Source organism: Acinetobacter johnsonii (genome assembly GCF_048551975.1).
In the GTDB taxonomy this organism is placed as follows: Bacteria; Pseudomonadota; Gammaproteobacteria; order Pseudomonadales; family Moraxellaceae; genus Acinetobacter; species Acinetobacter johnsonii_A.
The window spans coordinates 155,933-175,656 of sequence record NZ_JBIMCF010000002.1; the positions used below are offsets into that span (position 1 = coordinate 155,933).

At 43.1% G+C, this 19,724-nt stretch carries 22 protein-coding genes; 11 read left to right on the forward strand and 11 right to left on the reverse strand.

Annotation, left to right across the window (positions count from 1 at the left end):
- The first annotated feature begins 10 nt into the window (after nt 1–10).
- On the forward strand, nt 11–982 hold the full coding sequence (locus tag ACG9ZB_RS02865) for an asparaginase (RefSeq protein WP_191225569.1): 972 nt from the start codon (nt 11–13) through the stop codon (nt 980–982).
- 12 nt (nt 983–994) lie between these two features.
- The gene (gene truA, locus ACG9ZB_RS02870) at nt 995–1,792 is read left to right on the forward strand and encodes a tRNA pseudouridine(38-40) synthase TruA (RefSeq protein WP_058868875.1); all 798 of its coding nucleotides are present in this window, start codon (nt 995–997) and stop codon (nt 1,790–1,792) included.
- Between the two features lie 88 nt (nt 1,793–1,880).
- Here truA and ACG9ZB_RS02875 read toward each other — a convergent pair whose 3' ends face one another.
- A complete protein-coding gene (locus tag ACG9ZB_RS02875; protein ID WP_419323998.1) occupies nt 1,881–2,888 on the reverse strand; it encodes an AraC family transcriptional regulator in 1,008 nt (335 codons plus the stop codon).
- 230 nt (nt 2,889–3,118) lie between these two features.
- Here ACG9ZB_RS02875 and infA point away from each other — a divergent pair, with 230 nt between their 5' ends.
- The 3 genes from infA (at nt 3,119) to ACG9ZB_RS02890 (ending at nt 4,429) form a co-directional block, all read left to right on the forward strand.
- A complete protein-coding gene (infA, locus tag ACG9ZB_RS02880) occupies nt 3,119–3,340 on the forward strand; it encodes a translation initiation factor IF-1 (protein ID WP_004692529.1) in 222 nt (73 codons plus the stop codon).
- Between the two features lie 296 nt (nt 3,341–3,636).
- Nucleotides 3,637–3,810 carry a hypothetical protein gene (locus ACG9ZB_RS02885; RefSeq protein WP_228260978.1) on the forward strand — a complete coding sequence of 58 codons (174 nt, stop codon included), beginning with the start codon at nt 3,637–3,639 and terminating at the stop codon, nt 3,808–3,810.
- Nucleotides 3,811–4,120: 310 nt separating this feature from the next.
- Nucleotides 4,121–4,429 (forward strand): hypothetical protein, encoded by a 309-nt coding sequence (locus tag ACG9ZB_RS02890; protein WP_228260977.1) that lies wholly within the window; start codon nt 4,121–4,123, stop codon nt 4,427–4,429.
- 138 nt (nt 4,430–4,567) lie between these two features.
- Here the strand turns inward: ACG9ZB_RS02890 and leuB are convergent, their stop codons facing one another.
- The 4 genes from leuB to leuC form a co-directional block, all read right to left on the reverse strand.
- Complete coding sequence (leuB, locus tag ACG9ZB_RS02895) at nt 4,568–5,647, reverse strand: 3-isopropylmalate dehydrogenase (RefSeq protein WP_419324000.1); 1,080 nt, start codon at nt 5,645–5,647, stop codon at nt 4,568–4,570.
- Between the two features lie 37 nt (nt 5,648–5,684).
- A complete protein-coding gene (locus ACG9ZB_RS02900; RefSeq protein ID WP_159153395.1) occupies nt 5,685–6,245 on the reverse strand; it encodes a hypothetical protein in 561 nt (186 codons plus the stop codon).
- Nucleotides 6,246–6,344: 99 nt separating this feature from the next.
- Nucleotides 6,345–6,995 carry a 3-isopropylmalate dehydratase small subunit gene (gene leuD, locus ACG9ZB_RS02905; protein ID WP_159153396.1) on the reverse strand — a complete coding sequence of 217 codons (651 nt, stop codon included), beginning with the start codon at nt 6,993–6,995 and terminating at the stop codon, nt 6,345–6,347.
- 21 nt (nt 6,996–7,016) lie between these two features.
- Nucleotides 7,017–8,450, reverse strand: a complete 1,434-nt coding sequence (gene leuC / locus ACG9ZB_RS02910; RefSeq protein WP_419324002.1) for a 3-isopropylmalate dehydratase large subunit — start codon at nt 8,448–8,450, stop codon at nt 7,017–7,019.
- 501 nt (nt 8,451–8,951) lie between these two features.
- Here leuC and ACG9ZB_RS02915 point away from each other — a divergent pair.
- Complete coding sequence (locus tag ACG9ZB_RS02915; protein WP_039890358.1) at nt 8,952–9,188, forward strand: DUF2061 domain-containing protein; 237 nt, start codon at nt 8,952–8,954, stop codon at nt 9,186–9,188.
- A gap of 159 nt (nt 9,189–9,347) precedes the next feature.
- Complete coding sequence (locus ACG9ZB_RS02920; RefSeq protein ID WP_183173499.1) at nt 9,348–10,205, forward strand: LysR family transcriptional regulator; 858 nt, start codon at nt 9,348–9,350, stop codon at nt 10,203–10,205.
- 419 nt (nt 10,206–10,624) lie between these two features.
- Here ACG9ZB_RS02920 and ACG9ZB_RS02925 read toward each other — a convergent pair whose 3' ends face one another.
- The 3 genes from ACG9ZB_RS02925 to ACG9ZB_RS02935 form a co-directional block, all read right to left on the reverse strand.
- Nucleotides 10,625–10,768: a hypothetical protein gene (locus tag ACG9ZB_RS02925; RefSeq protein ID WP_419324005.1), complete on the reverse strand. Its 144-nt coding sequence runs from the start codon at nt 10,766–10,768 to the stop codon at nt 10,625–10,627.
- Nucleotides 10,769–10,838: 70 nt separating this feature from the next.
- Nucleotides 10,839–11,084, reverse strand: a complete 246-nt coding sequence (locus ACG9ZB_RS02930; RefSeq protein ID WP_159153398.1) for a DUF2789 family protein — start codon at nt 11,082–11,084, stop codon at nt 10,839–10,841.
- 210 nt (nt 11,085–11,294) lie between these two features.
- Nucleotides 11,295–11,945, reverse strand: coding sequence for an HAD family hydrolase (locus tag ACG9ZB_RS02935; protein WP_419324007.1), 651 nt, complete (start codon nt 11,943–11,945; stop codon nt 11,295–11,297).
- A gap of 182 nt (nt 11,946–12,127) precedes the next feature.
- Between ACG9ZB_RS02935 and ACG9ZB_RS02940 the strand changes: the two genes are divergently transcribed.
- Together ACG9ZB_RS02940 and ptsP are read left to right on the forward strand one after the other, a co-directional pair.
- A complete protein-coding gene (locus ACG9ZB_RS02940) occupies nt 12,128–12,610 on the forward strand; it encodes an RNA pyrophosphohydrolase (RefSeq protein ID WP_004692547.1) in 483 nt (160 codons plus the stop codon).
- Nucleotides 12,611–12,691: 81 nt separating this feature from the next.
- Complete coding sequence (gene ptsP / locus ACG9ZB_RS02945) at nt 12,692–14,989, forward strand: phosphoenolpyruvate--protein phosphotransferase (RefSeq protein ID WP_419324009.1); 2,298 nt, start codon at nt 12,692–12,694, stop codon at nt 14,987–14,989.
- Nucleotides 14,990–14,995: 6 nt separating this feature from the next.
- On the opposite strand, the gene ACG9ZB_RS02950 is transcribed toward ptsP, so the two are convergent.
- Both ACG9ZB_RS02950 and ACG9ZB_RS02955 read right to left on the reverse strand, forming a co-directional pair.
- Nucleotides 14,996–15,184 (reverse strand): DUF7230 family protein, encoded by a 189-nt coding sequence (locus ACG9ZB_RS02950; RefSeq protein ID WP_419324011.1) that lies wholly within the window; start codon nt 15,182–15,184, stop codon nt 14,996–14,998.
- Nucleotides 15,185–15,373: 189 nt separating this feature from the next.
- Nucleotides 15,374–15,988, reverse strand: a complete 615-nt coding sequence (locus tag ACG9ZB_RS02955; RefSeq protein WP_419324013.1) for a LysE family translocator — start codon at nt 15,986–15,988, stop codon at nt 15,374–15,376.
- A gap of 151 nt (nt 15,989–16,139) precedes the next feature.
- On the opposite strand from ACG9ZB_RS02955, the gene ACG9ZB_RS02960 reads away from it, so the two are divergent.
- Both ACG9ZB_RS02960 and ACG9ZB_RS02965 read left to right on the forward strand, forming a co-directional pair.
- Complete coding sequence (locus ACG9ZB_RS02960; protein ID WP_086210007.1) at nt 16,140–16,592, forward strand: Lrp/AsnC family transcriptional regulator; 453 nt, start codon at nt 16,140–16,142, stop codon at nt 16,590–16,592.
- A gap of 281 nt (nt 16,593–16,873) precedes the next feature.
- Nucleotides 16,874–18,010 (forward strand): DUF389 domain-containing protein, encoded by a 1,137-nt coding sequence (locus ACG9ZB_RS02965; RefSeq protein WP_419324015.1) that lies wholly within the window; start codon nt 16,874–16,876, stop codon nt 18,008–18,010.
- Between the two features lie 6 nt (nt 18,011–18,016).
- Here ACG9ZB_RS02965 and ACG9ZB_RS02970 read toward each other — a convergent pair whose 3' ends face one another.
- The gene (locus ACG9ZB_RS02970) at nt 18,017–19,669 is read right to left on the reverse strand and encodes an acyl-CoA dehydrogenase family protein (RefSeq protein WP_419324017.1); all 1,653 of its coding nucleotides are present in this window, start codon (nt 19,667–19,669) and stop codon (nt 18,017–18,019) included.
- Nucleotides 19,670–19,724: the final 55 nt, after the last annotated feature.

Consider the following 19,724-nt stretch of genomic DNA (forward strand, 5'->3'; position numbering starts at 1 on the left):
TGCTTTTTTTATAATGAAAAAAATTGCGCTTATCTATATGGGTGGAACCTTTGGCTGTATTGGCGAACCCTTACAACCAATGCCTGCCGAAGACTTTATTCCCAAGCTCACACATGTCTTGCCGATTCATCTCGACATTGAATGTTTTATTGCACCTGTCATTAAAGACAGTAGCGCCTGTACGGCTGCAGACTGGTTATTGCTGATTCAGCAGATTCAACAATTACAGCTGAAACAATTCCAGCATTTTGTCGTGATTCATGGCACAGATACCTTAAGCTATGCCAGTGCTGTCGCTGCACACTTTATTGCAAACTCCGCACGCGTGGTTTTCACAGGTAGCCAATATCCATTGCTGAATGTTCAAGGCACAGATACACGTGAATTTAGCGATGCGATCAGTAATTTGAATTTTGCCTTAGATGCTGTAATTAAACATCCTGTCGGAGTGTATCTGGCTTTTCATCAACAGGTATTACATGCACAAACCGCGTTAAAACGGCATACCACAGAACTGGATGCTTTTACAGGCGTCATGGCTGAACAGCCGATTCCACATAGCTTAAAAACACACATAGTACAAACAAATGATGTAGAACAATCCCACCAATTCAATTGCCTCAATCTGATGATGCAACCTGTTGCCTTAGCGCAACAATTGCAGAATTTGAAAAACCTGCTTACAGCCCCACCACATTTCCTCATTTTGCAAGGTTTTGGAACGGGTAATTTAGCTGTGAATGCCGAGTTGATGGCACTTTTCGATGAATTTTACGCACAAGGCTGTGTTGTTATCTTAAGTACCCAAGTTCCTTTCGGGCGTACTGATCAGCGCTATGCAGTTGCCGCGTGGACAACTCAAGCCAAAATAATTGTCAGTGATTGCCTCGGGCACGCAGATCTGTATGCCAAAGCCCTCAAAATGTATTTACAATACCCCACTGCTGAAGCACGCTTCAGCCATTGGCATGATTTGGGTTAATTTGAGGTACATATGCAACGTTTTGCGATCGGCATTGAGTTTTGTGGTACACACTATCGTGGTTGGCAAACCCAGCAAACAGGTGTGATCAGCGTACAAGAGACGATTGAAAAAGTACTGTCTAAAATTGCCAATGAACCGATTAGCTTACATGGTGCTGGTCGTACCGATGCGGGCGTCCATGCCACCAATATGGTGGCGCATTTTGATAGCTCGGCACTTCGTTCAGAGCGCGGTTGGTTAATGGGTAGCAACAGCCAACTGCCAAAAGATATCTCGATCCAATGGATCAAAGCGATGGATCAAGACTTTCATGCACGCTTCAAAGCGCAGGCACGTCGTTATCGTTATGTGGTCTATAACCACCCACAACGCCCTGCTCTTATGTATAAACAAGTCACACATGCCTATTATGCGCTAGATGTGGCGAAGATGATGCAAGCCGCGCAAAAGTTCGAAGGCACGCATAACTTTGAAAGCTTCCGTGCAGCCGCATGCCAATCCAATCAACCTGTCCGCCATGTCAGCCATTGTCGCTTAATTCAACATGGTCCATATTTGGTCCTCGACATTCAGGCTGATGGCTTCTTACACCATATGGTCCGCAATATCATGGGTTGCTTACTAGAAATCGGGCAAGGTATGTATGAAGTCGAGCATATTGAGGCTATTTTCGCAGCAGAAGACCGTAAAGCCGCAGGCATTACTGCCCCCCCTGATGGGCTATATTTCATTCATGCCGACTATCCAGCGCAGTTTGAGCTACCAAAGCAGCCGCTTGGGCCACACTGGCTCAATATGCCTGAATAATTTATTTTTTAATCCTCCCCCTAGCCTGCTTTTTCAAAGGAAAGGGAGAAATTCCGCCCTTTTATAAAGGGAGGTTAGGAGGGATTTCTTAACGCTGCTTACGCTTGCGATATTCCACTGGGGTTTCATTGGTCCAGCGTTTAAATGCACGATAGAAGGTACTTGGCTCAGAAAAGCCCGTCAAATACACGATACGCTCTACACTTTCAGCCGTATTGGCCAAAAGTTTTTTCGCCAACCGGCAGCGATAATCAGACAAAATTTGCTGGAAGCTAGTATTCGCCTCACTCAGCTGTGTTCGTAAACGTCTTGGGGTAATACTGAGCTGAGAAGCCACTGTTTCAAGTGTGGTTTCGCCACTTTCTAGGGTTGAACCTATCGCGCGACGCACCTCACCCACCAAATCATAGCGGGCTAATTCTTGAAGTTTTTCAATCGCTAACTGCTCATGCAGTTGCAATAATTCAGGTTCCGCCTGCCACAACGGATAAGCCAAAATACTTGGGTCAAAATATAAGCGAGTTTCTTTTTGTCCTAGGCTGACAGGGCACTCATATACACGGAAATACTCATCATCAAACGCGCCTTTACTGAAGTTAAAATCAATATAGATCGGTTCAAAACGCCCTTCAGTAATAAATTTAAAGAACCGTAAAATACCGGACATCGCACATTCAGAAAAATGTCGATTGACTAAATTCTCAGCCCAAGGTTGTTCCCCATTGGTCAAATAACAACGGTCATCTTCAACCACTAACTTGGCATGAAAGGCATCACTGATCAAGCGCTGATAAGCCAAAGCGCGTTTCAAACCCTCACCAAAGTTTTCCGATGAAATAAACAAATGCTCAATCACTTGGCCACGGTATAAAGGCAGATTTTCACCCAAATGTAGACCGATGTCTGGATCTCGGCTCACTTCTTCTGCGGCCACCCAAAAAGCGTATTGCGCGCTCAAAGGCGTACGCTCATTGTTTTCCATCTGATTTAACGCAACACCCGCCTTTGTTAAAATTTCTTCTGTTGGCAACCCTGAACGACGAATCGCTTGGTAGCCTAATCGCAAGACAATCGATGCATCAGTTAGCTGACCCACGCTAGAACCTTCCTTGTATGTTCTTCATTTATACACAAAACATTAAAATTAGATTAACTGCGATTGACCGAACTGACAACAACTTATACAGTTTTTTTGTTGAAAATATTTATTCCTCTTGTTCGCTTATTTTACTGACAGATGATCAGGCAACCGCCCATTCCGCCTTGTTTTATGCAAAAAAATTGACTATAATTTGCGCCTTTCCAATTTATTCATTCAGGTAGGCTATGGCCAATAAAGAGGAACTCATCGAGTTCGAAGGCGTTGTCACCGAGACGCTTCCTAATACTATGTTTCGTGTACGTCTAGAAAACGGTCATGAAGTGATTGCTCACATCTCTGGTAAAATGCGTAAACACTATATTCGTATTTTGACTGGCGACAGTGTTAAAGTAGAAATGACACCTTATGATTTATCTAAGGGTCGTATCACTTATCGTGCGCGCTAAGTTTTAGCGAAGCGAAAAAGCCACTTTTTAAGTGGCTTTTTTAATATCTGTGCTCAGACTAAATATTATAAATCGACTATATTTAAACCAACAATCAAACTATAATTTAATGCGATAACAACTTAATATGCCAAAATAATAATCAAGACAACTTCAATGAAGCGAGCAGTTTTACTGTTCCCCATACTCTGTGTTGCTTGCGCCACAACAAGCCAAACTCAGCTCAACTAAACCTTACAACACTATATCGGACAATCGTCAGATCAAGTTCAAAATCAACTCAACCTCAATAGAGCATGGGCTATAAAGTGCTCGGTGCTCCTGTACATCCCCCAGAGAAACTGACCTACACCCTGTTACGCAATATGCCTATTCTGATGGGAACACCCAACCTTGGAACCAGTGTCAGTATGGGTGCACCCATTCAGACACCTTCCGGCGGTAGCCTGAATATTGAAATGAAATGTTAAATTGAGTTCAGACTGCATGATAATCTTGTGAAATCGATTCACTACATCGGCAAAGCGTGTTAACGACTGCGTTATGTTGAGCCGCTTACATACCGTTTATCTCAAATTATTCGAAACATACTCAAACGAATGTTCAGATATACAATAATAAAAAGGTCTTTCTCTGCTTAAGGGATGATCATGAAGCCCTTTATTGTCAGTTCCTTGAGTTCCATTTACTTTCTATAGTCAAGCTACTTTATTATCCATACAGGATTCGAAAAAAAATCGAAATAATTCATCGACTGATTTGTATTGGTTTTATAATGATTTGACTATACTCCTTCAAGCTTGTAGCAGCGCTCCAGCGCAAAATCACACCGTCATTTCATCCACTAAAATTGCGCTCCCCGACTATTTAGAACAATATATTGCCCAACATGTATCGAGCATTCGGCGCGAACTCAACTTACGCCATCTCGGTTATGAAACCCTAGGTGCGCCGATTCAAACACCAAACCAACTGAGTTATACCATTGTCCGACGGATTCAAATTCCAACTCCTATGCCCACTATGCGCAGTGCCAGCAGTGTCGGTGCAATTCCTATTCCCACACATACACCATTTTATGATGTTTAGTTAGAGTGCCAAGTCCACTTCTTTTTAAAAGATAGTATTGCGCAATCAATTCAATATCGAGGTAAAGCTTGTAAAGGGTTATTAAAGCTTCGGCATAAAAAACGCAGCGGTTAGCTGCGTTTTCAAATTGTTTTTGGCTTAGTGCAGTGCAGCCACAACCGCCTGCCCCATTTCCACTGTACCCACTTTGCTCATGCCTTCAGACATGATATCAGCTGTACGCAAGCCTTGATCTAGGACATTGCCTACTGCATCTTCAATCGCTTGAGCAGCAGCTTCTTCACGGAAAGTATATCGCAACATCATAGCTACCGAAAGAATAGTGGCTAATGGATTGGCAATATTTTGTCCTGCGATATCGGGCGCCGAACCATGACATGGCTCATACATCCCTTTCCCATTTTCATCTAAGGATGCTGATGGCAACATCCCAATTGAACCTGTCAACATCGCGGCTTCATCAGACAAGATGTCACCAAATAAGTTACCTGTCACAATCACATCAAACTGTTTAGGCGCTCGTACCAATTGCATTGCAGCATTATCGACATACATATGCGACAAGTTAATGTTTGGATAGTCAGCTTCTTTCACCGCCGCTACAGTTTGCTTCCAAAGTTCAGTCACTTCAAGGACGTTGGCTTTATCAACTGAACAGACTTTTCCGCCACGTAAACTGGCTATTTCAAAAGCCACTTTCGCAATACGCTTAATTTCAGACTCAGCATAAACGTCGGTGTTAAAACCTTGTTTTTCACCATTCTCAAGTTCACGAATCCCCCGTGGCTGACCGAAATAAATCCCGCCAGTTAATTCACGAACGATAAGAATATCAAGACCTGCAACAATTTCAGGCTTCAAGCTTGATGCATCTGCCAATTGCGGATACAAAATAGCTGGACGTAAGTTCGCGAATAAATTCAATTCACTACGAATTTTTAATAAACCACGCTCTGGACGGATCGAACGCTCAATGTTGTCCCATTTCGGACCACCTACCGCACCAAGTAAAATTGCATCTGCATTTTTAGCTTGTGCTGCGGTCACATCTGGATAAGGTGAACCGTGTGCATCTATGGCAGCCCCACCGAGTAGGCCCTGTTCCCACGTTAAACCTAAATTGAATTGATCATTGACTCGTGTAAGTACCTGCTCTGCGGCTTTTACAATTTCAGGACCAATGCCGTCACCAGGCAAAATCAAAATATGTTTAGACATGAAATATTCCATTGTTGGTGAGTGCTGACTCACACGATTAAAGTTTTTGTTCTACAAACTCGCCCAAGCCATTTAAGACATTGTAAGGTTTGCAAAAACGACGAATTGTTGTTTGGTTTTGCTTTAAATCGACACACAAAGGGTCAGGTGCAGACATATTTAACAAGCTTCCCTGATGTCGACTGCGCGCACGGAACATTCTAAAGGTGTAGCGTTCCGCAGGCTTAAAACGATGAATCACATGCAGTGTTTCAGCGCGATCGACCGAAACGGGATAGAAGCGAATCACCAGTTCATGTTGCCCCGCTGGCACTGACAGAAACAAGGCATTCGCTTCATTCAAATCATCTCGTTTTAGACGAACGACCTTCTCTCGAATGGCCTCACGGCTGACACGATGATTGTCTGCATCCACAATTTTGATCTGATTCCATCGCTCAAATTCGCAGCTCACCGTACCAGTACAGTAAAGCTGCGCATTATTTTTACTCGCTGGGGTATCCTGAATCCGCTTAATGCTTGCCGTATTCATACTTTGGCAGGCAGTTAATGTTCCCACCAACGCCAGTAGAGCGATACGACTGTAACTCGTCACCATTGTTCAAGCCCAACCTTTACCAGTAGCAAAACGTTTAAAATTCTTTTGCTCGATATTAACAAGAGATGGACCCAAGCACTAGATGCATCGAATTTTCAATTAAGCATGAATTTCAGCAAATATCCACGGACGTGATGCTTTGGTCTTTTCTTCATAGGCTTTGATGTCATCTGCGACCTGTAAAGTTAAACCGATATCATCCAAACCATTTAACAAACAGTGCTTACGAAATGGATCCACTTCAAATGTGAAGGCTTCACCCGATGGTGTACGCACTTCTTGCGCATCCAAATCAATCGTCAGCTGATAGCCTTCTGTTGCTGCACATTCTTTGAAAAGTTGATCAACAATCTCTTCGGACAAAATCACAGGCAACATGCCATTTTTGAAACTATTATTAAAGAAAATGTCGGCATAGCTAGGCGCAATCACAGTACGGAAACCATATTCTTCTAATGCCCACGGCGCATGTTCACGGCTTGAACCACAACCAAAGTTCGCACGAGAAATTAAGATGCTCGCACCTTGGTAACGTGGCTGATTCAATGCAAAATCAGGGTTTTTAGGACGTTTAGAATTGTCTTGCCCCAAAAAACCTTCATCTAAATAACGCAACTCATCAAATAAATTTTCACCAAAACCCGTGCGCTTAATGGATTTCAAAAACTGTTTTGGAATGATCAAGTCTGTATCGACATTGGCACGGTCTAAAGGTGCAACGATACCTTGTTCAACGGTATATTTTTTCATGTCTATGCTCCCAAGCCCGAATTAAAATGAACGCACATCGACAAAGTGACCTGCAATCGCTGCTGCGGCTGCCATTGCTGGGCTCACCAAGTGGGTACGACCGCCATTGCCCTGACGACCTTCGAAGTTACGATTCGAGGTAGATGCACAGTGCTCGCCCGGCTGTAACTTATCAGCGTTCATGGCCAAGCACATTGAACAACCCGGCTCACGCCATTCAAAGCCCGCTTCAATCAAGACTTTGTCTAAGCCTTCAGCTTCTGCTTGAGCTTTGACTAAACCAGACCCTGGAACCACCATGGCTTGTTTAATGGTACTTGCCACTTTTTTGCCTTTAGCCACTTCAGCCGCGGCACGAATATCTTCAATGCGTGAATTGGTACATGAACCAATAAAGACACGGTCTAATTGAATATCAGCCAATGCCTGACCTGCGGTTAAACCCATGTAGTTATAAGCACGCGTCCAATCATTGCGTTGCACTTCATCTTTGGCTTGTTCTAATGTCGGTACAGCTTGAGTCACTGGAATCACCATTTCAGGCGATGTACCCCAAGACACTTGTGGCTCAATCTCTTCACCTTGCAATACAACTACTGTGTCAAAATGCGCATCTGCATCCGAATGTAAGGTATTCCAATACGCAACTGCAGCATCCCACTGTGCGCCCTGTGGTGCATATGGACGGTCTTTAACATAGGCAATGGTTTTGTCATCGACAGCGACCATACCCACACGTGCGCCGCCTTCAATCGCCATATTACACACCGTCATACGACCTTCGATCGACATATCACGGAAGACTTGACCACCAAACTCAATCGCGTGACCTGTACCACCCGCAGTACCAATTTTACCAATGATGGCTAAAACTACGTCTTTCGGTGTTACGCCCTGACCCAATTTTCCATCAACACGCACCAACATGTTTTTCATCTTCTTTTGAACCAAGCATTGGGTTGCCAATACATGTTCCACTTCAGATGTACCAATCCCGTGCGCCAAACAGCCGAATGCACCATGTGTTGCTGTATGAGAGTCTCCACACACCACTGTCATGCCCGGTAAAGTCAAACCTTGCTCAGGCCCAACCACGTGTGCAATCCCTTGACGGACATCATTAATGTCAAACTGCACCACATTAAAGGTTTTACAGTTGTCATCTAAGGTTTGAACTTGGATACGTGAAGTATCATCTTCAATACCTGCGATTCCTTCTGAACGCTCTTTGGTCGATGTTGGAACGTTATGATCAGGGGTTGCTACATTCGCACTTAAACGCCATGGTTTACGACCCGCAAGTTGTAAACCTTCAAAGGCTTGCGGAGAAGTCACTTCATGTAATAAATGACGGTCGATATAGAGTAAAGCTGAGCCATCGTCGCGCTGTTTTACTAAGTGGTCATCCCACAATTTGTCATACAATGTTTTTGCTTGTTGGTTTTCGCCTGCCATGTCGATTGACTCCACTGGACTGGGTAATTCTTTCATTAAAATCGATTATAACGACGATTTCACATAAATCTAATTTATCATTTTTATTAATTTAAAAACTTTTTGGAATTATTTTAAATTCATATATTTTTGTTTCAATCCCTTTGATTGCAATCCCTCACTGCTGGTTTTAATTCAAGCGCTATACGCCTATTTATCAACCTATTGTAGGCTTCGCAGTATATGTCTCTGCTCAACAATGCAAGGTTTATTTCCTCTATTTAGAGCGATGATTTTTTGTAGCCCCCTTTGTTTCTCTGAATAGAAAGACAGCGACCTATGCATAGACTAAAGAGTGAAATCTACAGAAGCTTGTTTTCTCAAGTCAAACATCCCAAACAATCGACTACATCACCTTGCATTCAAAAACCCAATCATGAGCAATCAAAATTTCATTTTGACTTTATTAATGATAATAATTACTATTTACAAATGAAAGATATTATTGAGATGGTATTTATCATGGCGAACATTCAGAAATTTGTAGCGAACAATCAGCGCATATTCAAAAAAACCCTAAGCTATTACATCATGCACATTACTGTAGCCATGATTGTGGCTTACTTTGTCACAGGTAACTTATGGATGGCGGTCACACTCAGCTTATTAGAACCAACCGTGCAAGCCTTTGCATTCTTTTTCCATGAACGTATTTGGGAGAAAAAGAACCGTACCACCGAAGAAAATATTGCCGCTTAAGCTTTTATATCAAGCGCCCTCTCAACTCTCAAAAGATCACATCAAGTGATCTTTTTTTATTTCACTCCAGACCAAATAACTTACTATTCATTTTAAAGATCGCAATTCATATAAAATTATTTTATAATTTAATTATACTTTCATAACCAGACTACCCTTATGAATCTTGCAGCCTTCGAAGCTTTTGTAAAAGTCATGGAAACCGGCTCTATTTCTTTAGCCGCAGATCAACTCTTCATTACGCAACCTGCTGTAACCAAACGTATTCATAGTTTAGAAGAATATTTTGGTGTGAAACTGTTTGAGTCTGCGGGTCGTGGTGTACAAGCCACGCATGCCGCACATTCACTGCTGCCTAAAGTTAAAAACTGGCTCAATGAACTAGGTGACATTCACCATACCTTGAGTCATGAACAAGGCATGGTCCAAGGCAAACTCAAAATTGGCACCAGTCACCATATTGGTTTACATCACTTGCCAAGCCATTTACGTAGCTATGTGCAAAGCTTTCCAAATGTCACCTTAGATGTACACTTTGTCGATTCTGAGCAAGCGCATGAAAAAGTACTGGCGGGTGATTTGGAGTTGGCATTTTTAACCCTACCGCCTAAACTCGATGAACGTTTGCAGTACGTCACCATTTGGGAAGATCCTTTGGTTTTTGTAGCAGCACCGTTTCATCCGCTGGCACAAATGCAAAACTTACAACTCGAAGACCTGATTCAGTATCCAAGTTTATTACCTGCGTCACAAACCTATACCAGCCAAATCACTTTGGCAGAGTTTGAAAAACAAGGGCTGAAACCTAAAATCACCATGAGCAATAATCCACTCGAGTCAATTCGTATGTTGGCCTCGATTGGACTGGGCTGGTCAGTGCTTCCAAAAACAATGATTAACCAAGACCTACAGCAGTTGAATGTGAAGTTCGAAATGAACCGTCAACTCGGTATGGTTTGGCATCCAAGCAGAACTCAATCTCGTGCGGTGCAAGAGCTGATTGCAATGATGAACTAAGCTTTACAGGCATTAAAAAACCACCCACAAGGATGGTTTTTTATTTTGCGCGAGCGAATTAAGAAGCACTAATAGCCAGTGCAACCAGCCCAAGCCAAATCACAAGCAAGATCGAACATACTATGAGATTTGTACCACCACACTTTTCTAATTCAGTATGGACGCTTCACTTCCCAACTGGTGAATCTTGACAATCTGCTGATCGACATGATGCTTGTACAAATTATTCCCAAACATTCCAAAGGCTACTGCCAAGCCGATATTTGCACCAGAACTTTCAATCCCTAAAAGTATTTAAACCATCCCTATCGCCCAAATCAAACCAATGGCCATGAAACCATAACTGTACATTTCCGATAGAACAACCAGACCACACCTAAGAAAAAGGCGGCAATATTAAAGCCTGCATATTGTTTCTTTTACGTGATTTTTTCAAATTGAGCTTGATAGTAAGACTCATATTTCGCACCGACAAACAGGGCACGATCTTGTTCTAGTTGATTAACTGAAGTGACCTGTTCTAAAGACGTAGAGTCAGGAAAAGCTTGATGATCGAAAGACATAAATTTCTACTTCTATCTTATTTTTATAAACAGAGGCAAAGCTTCGACACTCAGCCTCTTTGAGTTCTACTTATTTTTGGATGAGTGAATCTTCATGCAGGGATTCATTCAGCTGATCTACAATGATAGCCCACTCACCGTCCGATTTAATTTTTTCTGCCAAAAACTGACGTTGCGCTTCAGTCCAATACTCTGCGTCAACAATCGTGGTTTGTGCATTGAGCTGATGCGTTACAATAAACAACGCGATGGCATCTTCACTCGCATCTAAACCGAGTTGCTCAAACAGGTGGGTCATTCTTGGTCGTACACTCATATTTTCTCCACGCTTATGTTTTAATTTTTCATAGTCTAAATAGTTTTAGCCAAGGTTCAACATAGCATATTTGGTTAATTTTCCAAGATCAGCCCACTTATAGCCCGATATTTTATTATCGCTTTACGCATTTTTCATTTTTTAAGTCGATGCCTTTCAAATAAAAAAGACTGCCCGAAAGCAGCCTTTTAAACAACGAAAGACAGATACTTAAATCGACCAGTCTTGAATTTCCCATGCATGCTCTTTAGCCAATGCTTCTAGGCGGTCATCTGGATTGACGGCAATGGCATGGTCAGCGTATTCCAGTAAAAAGCGATCATTGATGGAATCTGAATACGCCCAAGACTCGCTAACATCACGCCCTGCAAGCCATTGATCTAAACGCATCAATTTGCCTTTTTGATAGCATGGTGTATTGATCACTTTGCCCGTGTATTTACCCTCAACCACTTCAGCATTGGTCGCGATAATTTCGCTAATCCCAAACTCACGGAAAATCGGTGCCGTAATAAAATCAGAGGTTGCAGTAATACCAACTAAAACATGTCCAGCATCGCGGTGTTTTTCAATGGCCGCAAAACCTTCGGGACGCATTTGCGGGCGAATCACTTTGTGCATGAACAGTTCATGTAGTTCAGTAAGGTAGGTATTGTCATGTTGGGTTAAAAATTCAAACACAAATTCATTATAGGCAATCGGGTCGAGCTGCCCTGCTTTGTAATCTTCATAAAATTTATCGTTCATGGCGCGATGGCGAACTGGATCGACCAAGCCTTCATTCACCAAAAACTCTCCCCAAGAATGATCTGAATCGGTGTTTAACAAGGTGTGATCGAGATCAAATAGCGCCAATTTCATGAAAATACTCGTAAAAACTGAAATTTAAGAAAAAATTTGTAAATCTATCTCCGCTAGTCGATAGAAATTCGTTAAGATCATAGCAATTTTAACATTTTTAAACTTTGCTTTTTTCGAGTTGGATACAGAAATAAAAATCCCCGATCGCAAAGTCATAAATTACACAATATTTAGGTAGCCAAATGATCGATTCGGAAGGTTTCCGACCCAATGTCGGGATCATTTTGGCAAACGAGTTTGGACAAGTTTTATGGGCAAAACGCATTGGACACAATGCTTGGCAATTTCCACAAGGAGGTATCCAATATGGAGAAACCCCTGAACAGGCACTTTATCGTGAGCTGAGAGAAGAAGTTGGCTTACTGCCCGAACACGTCCAAATTGTAGCGCAAACTAAAGGTTGGCTGCGTTATCGTTTGCCGCACCGATACATTCGTACAGATTCCGATCCCGTATGTATTGGACAAAAACAAAAGTGGTTTTTACTCAAACTCACTGCTCCCGCTCAGAACATTCGTTTGAATTTGTCTGATCCGCCTGAGTTTGACCAATGGCAGTGGGTCAGTTATTGGTACCCGCTGGGGCAAGTTGTTAATTTTAAACGCGATGTATACCGCAAAGCGATGGTGGAGCTGTGCAATCAGCTCCCTCAAAAAAAGCCTTAAAAAATCTAGACGTCCTACAGATTTTTTAGGGATCTCTTGTTATAAATAAGTTGGATGCACATTATTTTTGGAGTAGACGCGATGTCGAATATGCAACTGGATACCCTTCGACGCATTGTACAAGAAATCAATGCGTCCACCAGTTTGCATGAATCACTCGACATTATGGTCAACCATGTGGCGGAAGCCATGCATGTTGATGTTTGCTCCATCTACTTACTGGACGAACGCAATCAACGTTATTTGTTGATGGCATCGAAAGGTTTGAACCCCGATTCGGTCGGCCATGTTTCACTGCATACCAGTGAAGGCTTGGTCGGTCTGGTGGGGCAACGTGAAGAAATCGTCAATCTTGACAATGCACCGAAACATGAACGTTTTATGTACTTACCTGAAACAGGTGAGGAAATTTATAACTCGTTCCTCGGTGTACCTGTCATGTACCGCCGTAAAGTGATGGGCGTACTTGTGGTGCAAAACAAAGAGTCACAAGACTTTAGTGAAGCTGCGGAATCTTTCCTCGTCACCCTCTGTGCTCAGCTTTCAGGGGTGATTGCGCATGCGCATGCGGTGGGCAATATCGATGTATTTCGTAAACCCAGCAATCTACCTGCCTACAAAACTTTCCAAGGTGTCCCAGGTTCAGGCGGAATTGCATTAGGGCGTGCTGTCATTCTCTATCCCCCAGCGGATTTGGCGGCTGTCCCTGACCGTGAAGCCGATGACATCAGTGAGGAATTAGAACTGCTAGATCGTGCCCTCACCTCAGTACGTGATGAAATCAAATCGCTTGATGACAAAATGCAAGATGCCCTCATGGCGGAAGAGCGAGCCTTATTTAGCGTGTTCTTACGCATGTTGGATGAAAATGCGCTGCCAGCGGAAATTAAAGAACAAATTCGTGATGGAAACTGGGCACAAGGTGCGGTGCGTATCGTCATCGATAATCACATCGATCTGTTTGAACAGATGGAAGATGACTATCTCCGTGAACGTGCCGCGGACTTAAAAGATCTCGGACGACGAATTTTGGCCTATTTACAAGAAGCCGACTCTAGCCACCGTGAACTGACCGATGAAAGTATTCTGATTGGGGAGGAAATCTCAACCGCAGCCTTGGTAGAACTGCCAGTCGATAAAATTGCAGCCATCGTCACTACAGAAGGCGCCATGAACTCGCATATGGTGATTGTGGCGCGCGCACTCGGTATTCCAACCGTGGTCGGCGTCACTGAACTACCGATTAATACCCTCGATGATGTGGAAATGATCGTCGATGCGCACCAAGGGCGCGTGTTTATTAATCCACCTCGCCGTTTACGTAGTCGCTATAAAGAAATTCAAAAAGAAGAAGAACTGATTGCCAAAGATTTAAAACAGTATGAAACCAAAGATGCCATCACCCCTGATGGTGTCGCAGTCAAACTGTTCGTCAATACTGGCTTAATGATTGATGTCGTCCGTGGAGTACAACGCGGTGCCAAAGGCGTTGGTCTATATCGCTCTGAAATTCCGTTCATGCTACGTGATCGCTTCCCGGGTGAAGAAGAACAACGTGCGATCTATCGTCAACAGTTGAGCCACTTTGCCAACAAACCTGTGGTGATGCGTACCCTCGATATCGGTGCCGATAAAGACTTGCCTTATTTTTCCATTGAGGAAGAAAACTCAGCTCTCGGCTGGCGCGGTATTCGCTTTACCCTCGACCACCCTGAAATTTTTTCTTCGCAAATTCGTGCCATGCTCAAAGCCAGTATTGGTCTCAACAATCTACACATTCTACTGCCGATGGTAACCAGTGTCAGCGAAGTAGAAGAAGCGTTGTATTTACTGGAGCGTGACTGGGTCGCGGTACAAGAAGAAGAACAGGTCAAAATCACCAAGCCAAAAATCGGGATCATGGTCGAAGTACCTAGTGTCTTATTACAAATTGAAGAGTTTGCCGAGTTAGTTGACTTTTTCTCGGTGGGTTCAAACGACCTGACACAATACTTACTGGCCGTTGACCGTAATAATCCACGCGTTGCCAATGTCTACTCACATTTCCACCCTGCGGTTTTACGTGTGCTAACCCGCTTAGTTAAAGAGTGTCATAAGTACAACAAACCGGTCAGTATTTGTGGGGAAATGGCCGGCGATCCTTTGTCTGCGATCTTGCTGATGGCGATGGGCTTCAATACGCTATCAATGAGCTCAAGTAACATTCTGCGTGTACGCAAAGCGATTTGTCATGTCCCAATGCCAGATGCGGTCGAATTGTTAGAGCGTGCCTTGAAAATGAGTAATCCACTCATTGTGAAAAGTCAGATGGAATATTATTTTAAAACCCATGGTTTGGCCGATATGGTCAAATCCGCAACACGTATTGTGACGGCTTAAAGGTCTTTAAACCCAAAGAACGGACATTAAAAAAGGGAGATAATCATCTGAATATCTCCCTTTCTTGTGCTTATCATAGCCTCGTTTTGCATTTTTCTTTCGGTCTACAAAGACTTGGCTTTGGTTAACTTCATGCATATGTTTAGCCACGAAGTTGTGAATCACAACTTTTGGCTCAGCTTTCTTCTTTACCATTTTTTTCACCTTATTGATGTGATCATCTCACTGATGATACGGTAGAAATTTTACGCCTTTTTGAACGTATTACAAGCGATTTTGGCTAAACCTATATCACCAACTCATCCGCTATTTTTTCAATTCAATTACAGGTTATGGGAGTGCTTTATTTTGCACTGCCTTTGATCCATATACTTAAAATGTCGCTTAGCCATAAAACTGTTCTAACAATAAAATCATCGCAATCAACATCATCAATGCACCAGAAACTCGACTGACCACCCTAGCAGCCTGTGGGCGTGTACCCAAAACTTTTTGCGCACTAAATCCAACCAAGAAATAAACAGCCGCACAACTCATGAGGTGAATCCCCGCCAATAAAACAATTTGAGAGGTGGGTGACAAAGCCGCTTGCGGGTCGATAAAGGGCGGCAATAAAGCCAAAAACAACAGCAGGACTTTCGGGTTTAATCCACTCAAGTAAACGCCTCGAATGTACCATGACTTTGAAGATGCAATGGCAACCTGATCGCTATTAATACTTGCAGGGCGCATTGATAAACTCAACCCCATCCACAGCAAATAAACAGCCCCAACACCCGTGAGTACTTGAAGCAATACGGGCTGACTGGTCACCAATGTCCCTACACCCGCCGCAACAATCAGTGCCGCCATCAAATGCCCTGTTAATAACCCGGTTACCGCAGGTAAGACTCTTTTGCCCTGTATCCCCGACGAAATGGCATAGGCCCAATCTATCCCTGGTGTGATCACGAAAAGTATAGAAACGCTCCAAAACGCAATCAAAATGCTGAGTGACATCCCTTTCCCCTTTTATCGGTTATCGTTGTTAAAATTTGGGGAGTTGATCATTCAAACAGCCTCAAATAATTTTGAAAGGATATCCTTTAGGCTCTAAAATGTGCTTTCAAATCTTTGTGCAATAACGGATAAAAAAGGGAGATTCTTCCACATGGATAAAATTGATAAGAAGATTCTTGCTGAACTGCAAGCAGATGGTCGTTTATCGGTTACCGAGTTGGCAAATAAAGTTGGATTGAGTCTTTCACCCTGTCATCGACGAGTCAAAGCCTTAGAAGATGCGGGTATTATCAAAGGCTATCGTGCACAGCTCGATTTTTCTCAGTTGGGTTTAAATTTTTCCACCATTGTTTTTGTCACACTCAAAAATGGCGATAAAAATTCAGTGCTCAGCCTTGAAGAGGCTATTTTGCAGATCCCTCAAATTGTCAAAGCACAACGGCTTTTTGGTGACCCAGACTACTTATTGCATGTCGTAACTTATGACTTGGAAAGTTATCAGAAACTCTATGATGAACAACTGTCAGCACTACCCAATGTGCAACGCCTGATTTCCACTATGGTCATGAAAAATATTATTTCGAATCGGAGTGTTTTATTCTAAAAAGAACACTATACAGTGATATCCACCCCACCATTCAGTGAGAAACGTCATACAACGCAATACTTACCCTAGTTCGATGGATGAGCTGAACGACAAAAGACCAATCCAACCTAAAGGTAAATGAGCGAAGCCATACTACGCGTATAAAGAGAAAAAGTTCTATTTACGAATGCTGAAAATTTATACGCAACTTATCTTATTTTTCACTATTGTTTATATTTGTTTCCTTCTTTAAAAGCGCTAAATTAATACTTAACTCGATATAAAATAAGAGCATCATCATGCCATTAGAAAAAGACAAAGATGCAACTATTGTGGTCAACGACACCCCTGACCAAGAAAAGTATGAATTCTTAAAAGAGAAGATTCGTTATAAACAAGCTTTACGCGAAAATTCAAAAAAAATTGACCATCAAAAAGTTCGGCTGAATATTCAAGCGGATGCTCTTCCCAGTAAAACCTTTTTTATTATGAATGCCTTGGCGGCCGTCATTGCAGGTTATGGCCTGCTTTCAAACTCGGCTGCGGTAGTGATTGGCGCGATGCTAGTGGCGATGATGTTAGGGCCTATTTCAGGTATTGCCTTGGCTTTAATTGACAACCGCCTTTTACTGTTTAAAACCGCGCTGTCCACTTTACTCCTTGGCATTGCCATGATTTATAGCATTGGAATCGTGATTGGTTTAGTCAACTATGACCTGCCTATGACCAATGAGATTCTATCGCGCACGCAACCGACCATTTTAGATTTGATGATTGCTTTAGCAGGTGGTGCAGCAGGAGCTTTTGCTTCGGTTTCACCTCGGTTGTCTGTAGCAGTCGTCGGTGTCGCTGTTGCCACTGCTTTGGTTCCGCCCTTGGTGGCCAGTGGGATTTTATTTGCACATATGGAATGGAAAAATTCAGCCAATGCTTTTTTACTGGCGGTGACTAACATCTTCGCCATTCAGATTAGCTCATCTTTAGTCCTTTGGATTGCAGGCTTTAGACGTGGTTCCAGCGAAGAAGTGCAGAGTAATGTCAAAGAGTTTCTCAAACGTAATGCTATTAGCTTAATGTTCTTGGCGCTCTTAGGGATTTATCTCTCCTTTAATTTTTATACTCTGCTCAATGCTCGACTATATGAAAGCAGTACTGAAACAACCATCAGTACTGCGCTGAATCATGATAATAATATTATTGATACCATCCAATTCGATAAAAGAGATGATTTCACTTTAGTCCGTGTCTCTATTCGGGGTGATCTACCACCGAGCCCTGCACAAATTGCAGCACTCAATCAAAAGCTATTGCCAGACTTGAACGATAACCCAAGTATCGTTCAAGTTCGTTTTATTCCGATTGATATTGTTCAGGCTGAGGACAGCCCCAACGTCAAACTCGAACAACATGAGGCGCAAAAACTTTCAGTACAATAATGTGCCTTAAACCGCAAATGCTCTATGCAGCAGTCGTTCTACGTCGGGTTGTTTCATCTCAAGCATCCCGACAACCCGACCATGAAATGGACTATAACGGCTTTGAATAAAGCCATCAGCCACATAGTCTGGTGCATGCCGTTTTAGCAGGACTGCTTGAGCCAAAATGACTAAACGGCTGACCAAACTGCGCCCCATAAATTGTAGTTCATCAGATTTCTCCTGGAACAACTGAAATAGATTTTGCAGCTCTTGTTTCAACTGTTCATCTTGCATAGCCGTGGTGGACAAATCTTGAAACAGGATTTCAATCGACTCTACATCACGGCTGATGGCACGCAGCACATCCAAACACATGACATTGCCTGAGCCTTCCCAGATGGTATTGACTGGTGCTTCTTTGAAAATACGCGCCATAATGCCGTTGTCGACATAGCCATTGCCCCCAAAGACTTCCATCATCTCTCCAGTCAGCTCAACTGCACGCTTACATACCCAGAACTTCGAAGCTGGGGTCATAATGCGTTTCCACGCCACAGACAGCGTATCATCCGCTTCATAGCAATGTGCAAGATGGAAACTGAGTTGCATTGCTGCTTCCGTTTCTAAGGCTAAATCCGCCAATACGGCTTGCATCAAAGGCTGCTGTGCTAAGTGTTTGCCAAAAGCTTTGCGCTGACGGGTATAGGCAATACATTGCACCAAGGCTTGTCTAAGCATGGCAGTACTGCCCACGGAACAGGTCAGACGAGTATAATTCGCCATTTCAATAATGGTGGGAATACCACGTCCCGCTTCCCCAATCATAATGCCCCACGCGTCTGTAAATTCGACTTCGGAACTGGAGTTGCTACGATTGCCCACTTTGTCTTTTAAGCGTTGCACATGAATTGGGTTCTTGGTGCCATCCTCTAGCCAACGTGGCACAAAGAAACAGGCCAAACCATCTTGTTCCGTCTTTGCCACCACCAAATGCGCATCACACATCGGTGCAGAGAAAAACCACTTATGCCCTGTGAGCAAATAAGCGTGTCCACGCCCCGACTCTGCGACGGGTACTGCAATGGTTTCATTAGCACGTACATCCGAACCGCCTTGTTTCTCAGTCATGCCCATCCCCAACCAAATTGATTTTTTTTGGCTGATGGGTATATCACGTTCATCGTATTCGATCGAAAGTAACTTATCGCCGATTTTGGCCCACAGTTCAGGTTCACGTTGAATCAGTGGAATACTGCTCAAAGTCATCGAGTTTGGGCACAAGTTTCCACACTCCACCTGCCCTGCCAAATAAAAACGCGCTGCCCACTCGACCCATTTTGAGGATGAATTCGGATGATTAAACGGATGTGCATGGGTATCGAACTGACGGTTCAGTCCCATCCATTTATGCCATGCAGGGTGAAACTCGATAAAGTCTTTACGGCGTCCGCGCGCATCAAAGGCATGTAATATGGGCGTATGCCTATTGGTGAGATCAGCATAATCATAATATTCCGCTGAACCAACGGCTTTTCCCATCTCTGTGAGTCTTGCCTGATCCTGACTGCCATAACGGGCCAATATTTCTTGTAAAACGATATCAGTTTCAAACAGATTGTAATTTTCCAGTTCATCAAACTGATTGCTGATTTGATGGGTCATCCCTGTCGTATTCATATCACTTTGCTCTTGTTATGCTGTGCTTTTCATTTCAGTATAGAGAAAAATTGAG

Excerpts from the sequence above, each read along its gene's own strand:
- infA (WP_004692529.1), top strand. The coding sequence starts at position 3,119 with ATGGCCAATAAAGAGGAACTCATCGAGTTCGAAGGCGTTGTCACCGAG.
- ACG9ZB_RS02970 (WP_419324017.1), bottom strand. The coding sequence starts at position 19,669 with ATGAATACGACAGGGATGACCCATCAAATCAGCAATCAGTTTGATGAA.
- ACG9ZB_RS02930 (WP_159153398.1), bottom strand. The coding sequence starts at position 11,084 with ATGAGTGTACGACCAAGAATGACCCACCTGTTTGAGCAACTCGGTTTA.
- truA (WP_058868875.1), top strand. The coding sequence starts at position 995 with ATGCAACGTTTTGCGATCGGCATTGAGTTTTGTGGTACACACTATCGT.
- ACG9ZB_RS02920 (WP_183173499.1), top strand. The coding sequence starts at position 9,348 with ATGAATCTTGCAGCCTTCGAAGCTTTTGTAAAAGTCATGGAAACCGGC.
- ACG9ZB_RS02885 (WP_228260978.1), top strand. The coding sequence starts at position 3,637 with ATGGGCTATAAAGTGCTCGGTGCTCCTGTACATCCCCCAGAGAAACTG.
- ACG9ZB_RS02965 (WP_419324015.1), top strand. The coding sequence starts at position 16,874 with ATGCCATTAGAAAAAGACAAAGATGCAACTATTGTGGTCAACGACACC.
- leuB (WP_419324000.1), bottom strand. The coding sequence starts at position 5,647 with ATGTCTAAACATATTTTGATTTTGCCTGGTGACGGCATTGGTCCTGAA.
- ptsP (WP_419324009.1), top strand. The coding sequence starts at position 12,692 with ATGTCGAATATGCAACTGGATACCCTTCGACGCATTGTACAAGAAATC.
- ACG9ZB_RS02915 (WP_039890358.1), top strand. The coding sequence starts at position 8,952 with ATGGCGAACATTCAGAAATTTGTAGCGAACAATCAGCGCATATTCAAA.
- leuC (WP_419324002.1), bottom strand. The coding sequence starts at position 8,450 with ATGGCAGGCGAAAACCAACAAGCAAAAACATTGTATGACAAATTGTGG.
- ACG9ZB_RS02960 (WP_086210007.1), top strand. The coding sequence starts at position 16,140 with ATGGATAAAATTGATAAGAAGATTCTTGCTGAACTGCAAGCAGATGGT.
- ACG9ZB_RS02925 (WP_419324005.1), bottom strand. The coding sequence starts at position 10,768 with ATGTCTTTCGATCATCAAGCTTTTCCTGACTCTACGTCTTTAGAACAG.
- ACG9ZB_RS02935 (WP_419324007.1), bottom strand. The coding sequence starts at position 11,945 with ATGAAATTGGCGCTATTTGATCTCGATCACACCTTGTTAAACACCGAT.
- ACG9ZB_RS02950 (WP_419324011.1), bottom strand. The coding sequence starts at position 15,184 with ATGGTAAAGAAGAAAGCTGAGCCAAAAGTTGTGATTCACAACTTCGTG.
- ACG9ZB_RS02900 (WP_159153395.1), bottom strand. The coding sequence starts at position 6,245 with ATGGTGACGAGTTACAGTCGTATCGCTCTACTGGCGTTGGTGGGAACA.
- ACG9ZB_RS02940 (WP_004692547.1), top strand. The coding sequence starts at position 12,128 with ATGATCGATTCGGAAGGTTTCCGACCCAATGTCGGGATCATTTTGGCA.
- ACG9ZB_RS02955 (WP_419324013.1), bottom strand. The coding sequence starts at position 15,988 with ATGTCACTCAGCATTTTGATTGCGTTTTGGAGCGTTTCTATACTTTTC.
- leuD (WP_159153396.1), bottom strand. The coding sequence starts at position 6,995 with ATGAAAAAATATACCGTTGAACAAGGTATCGTTGCACCTTTAGACCGT.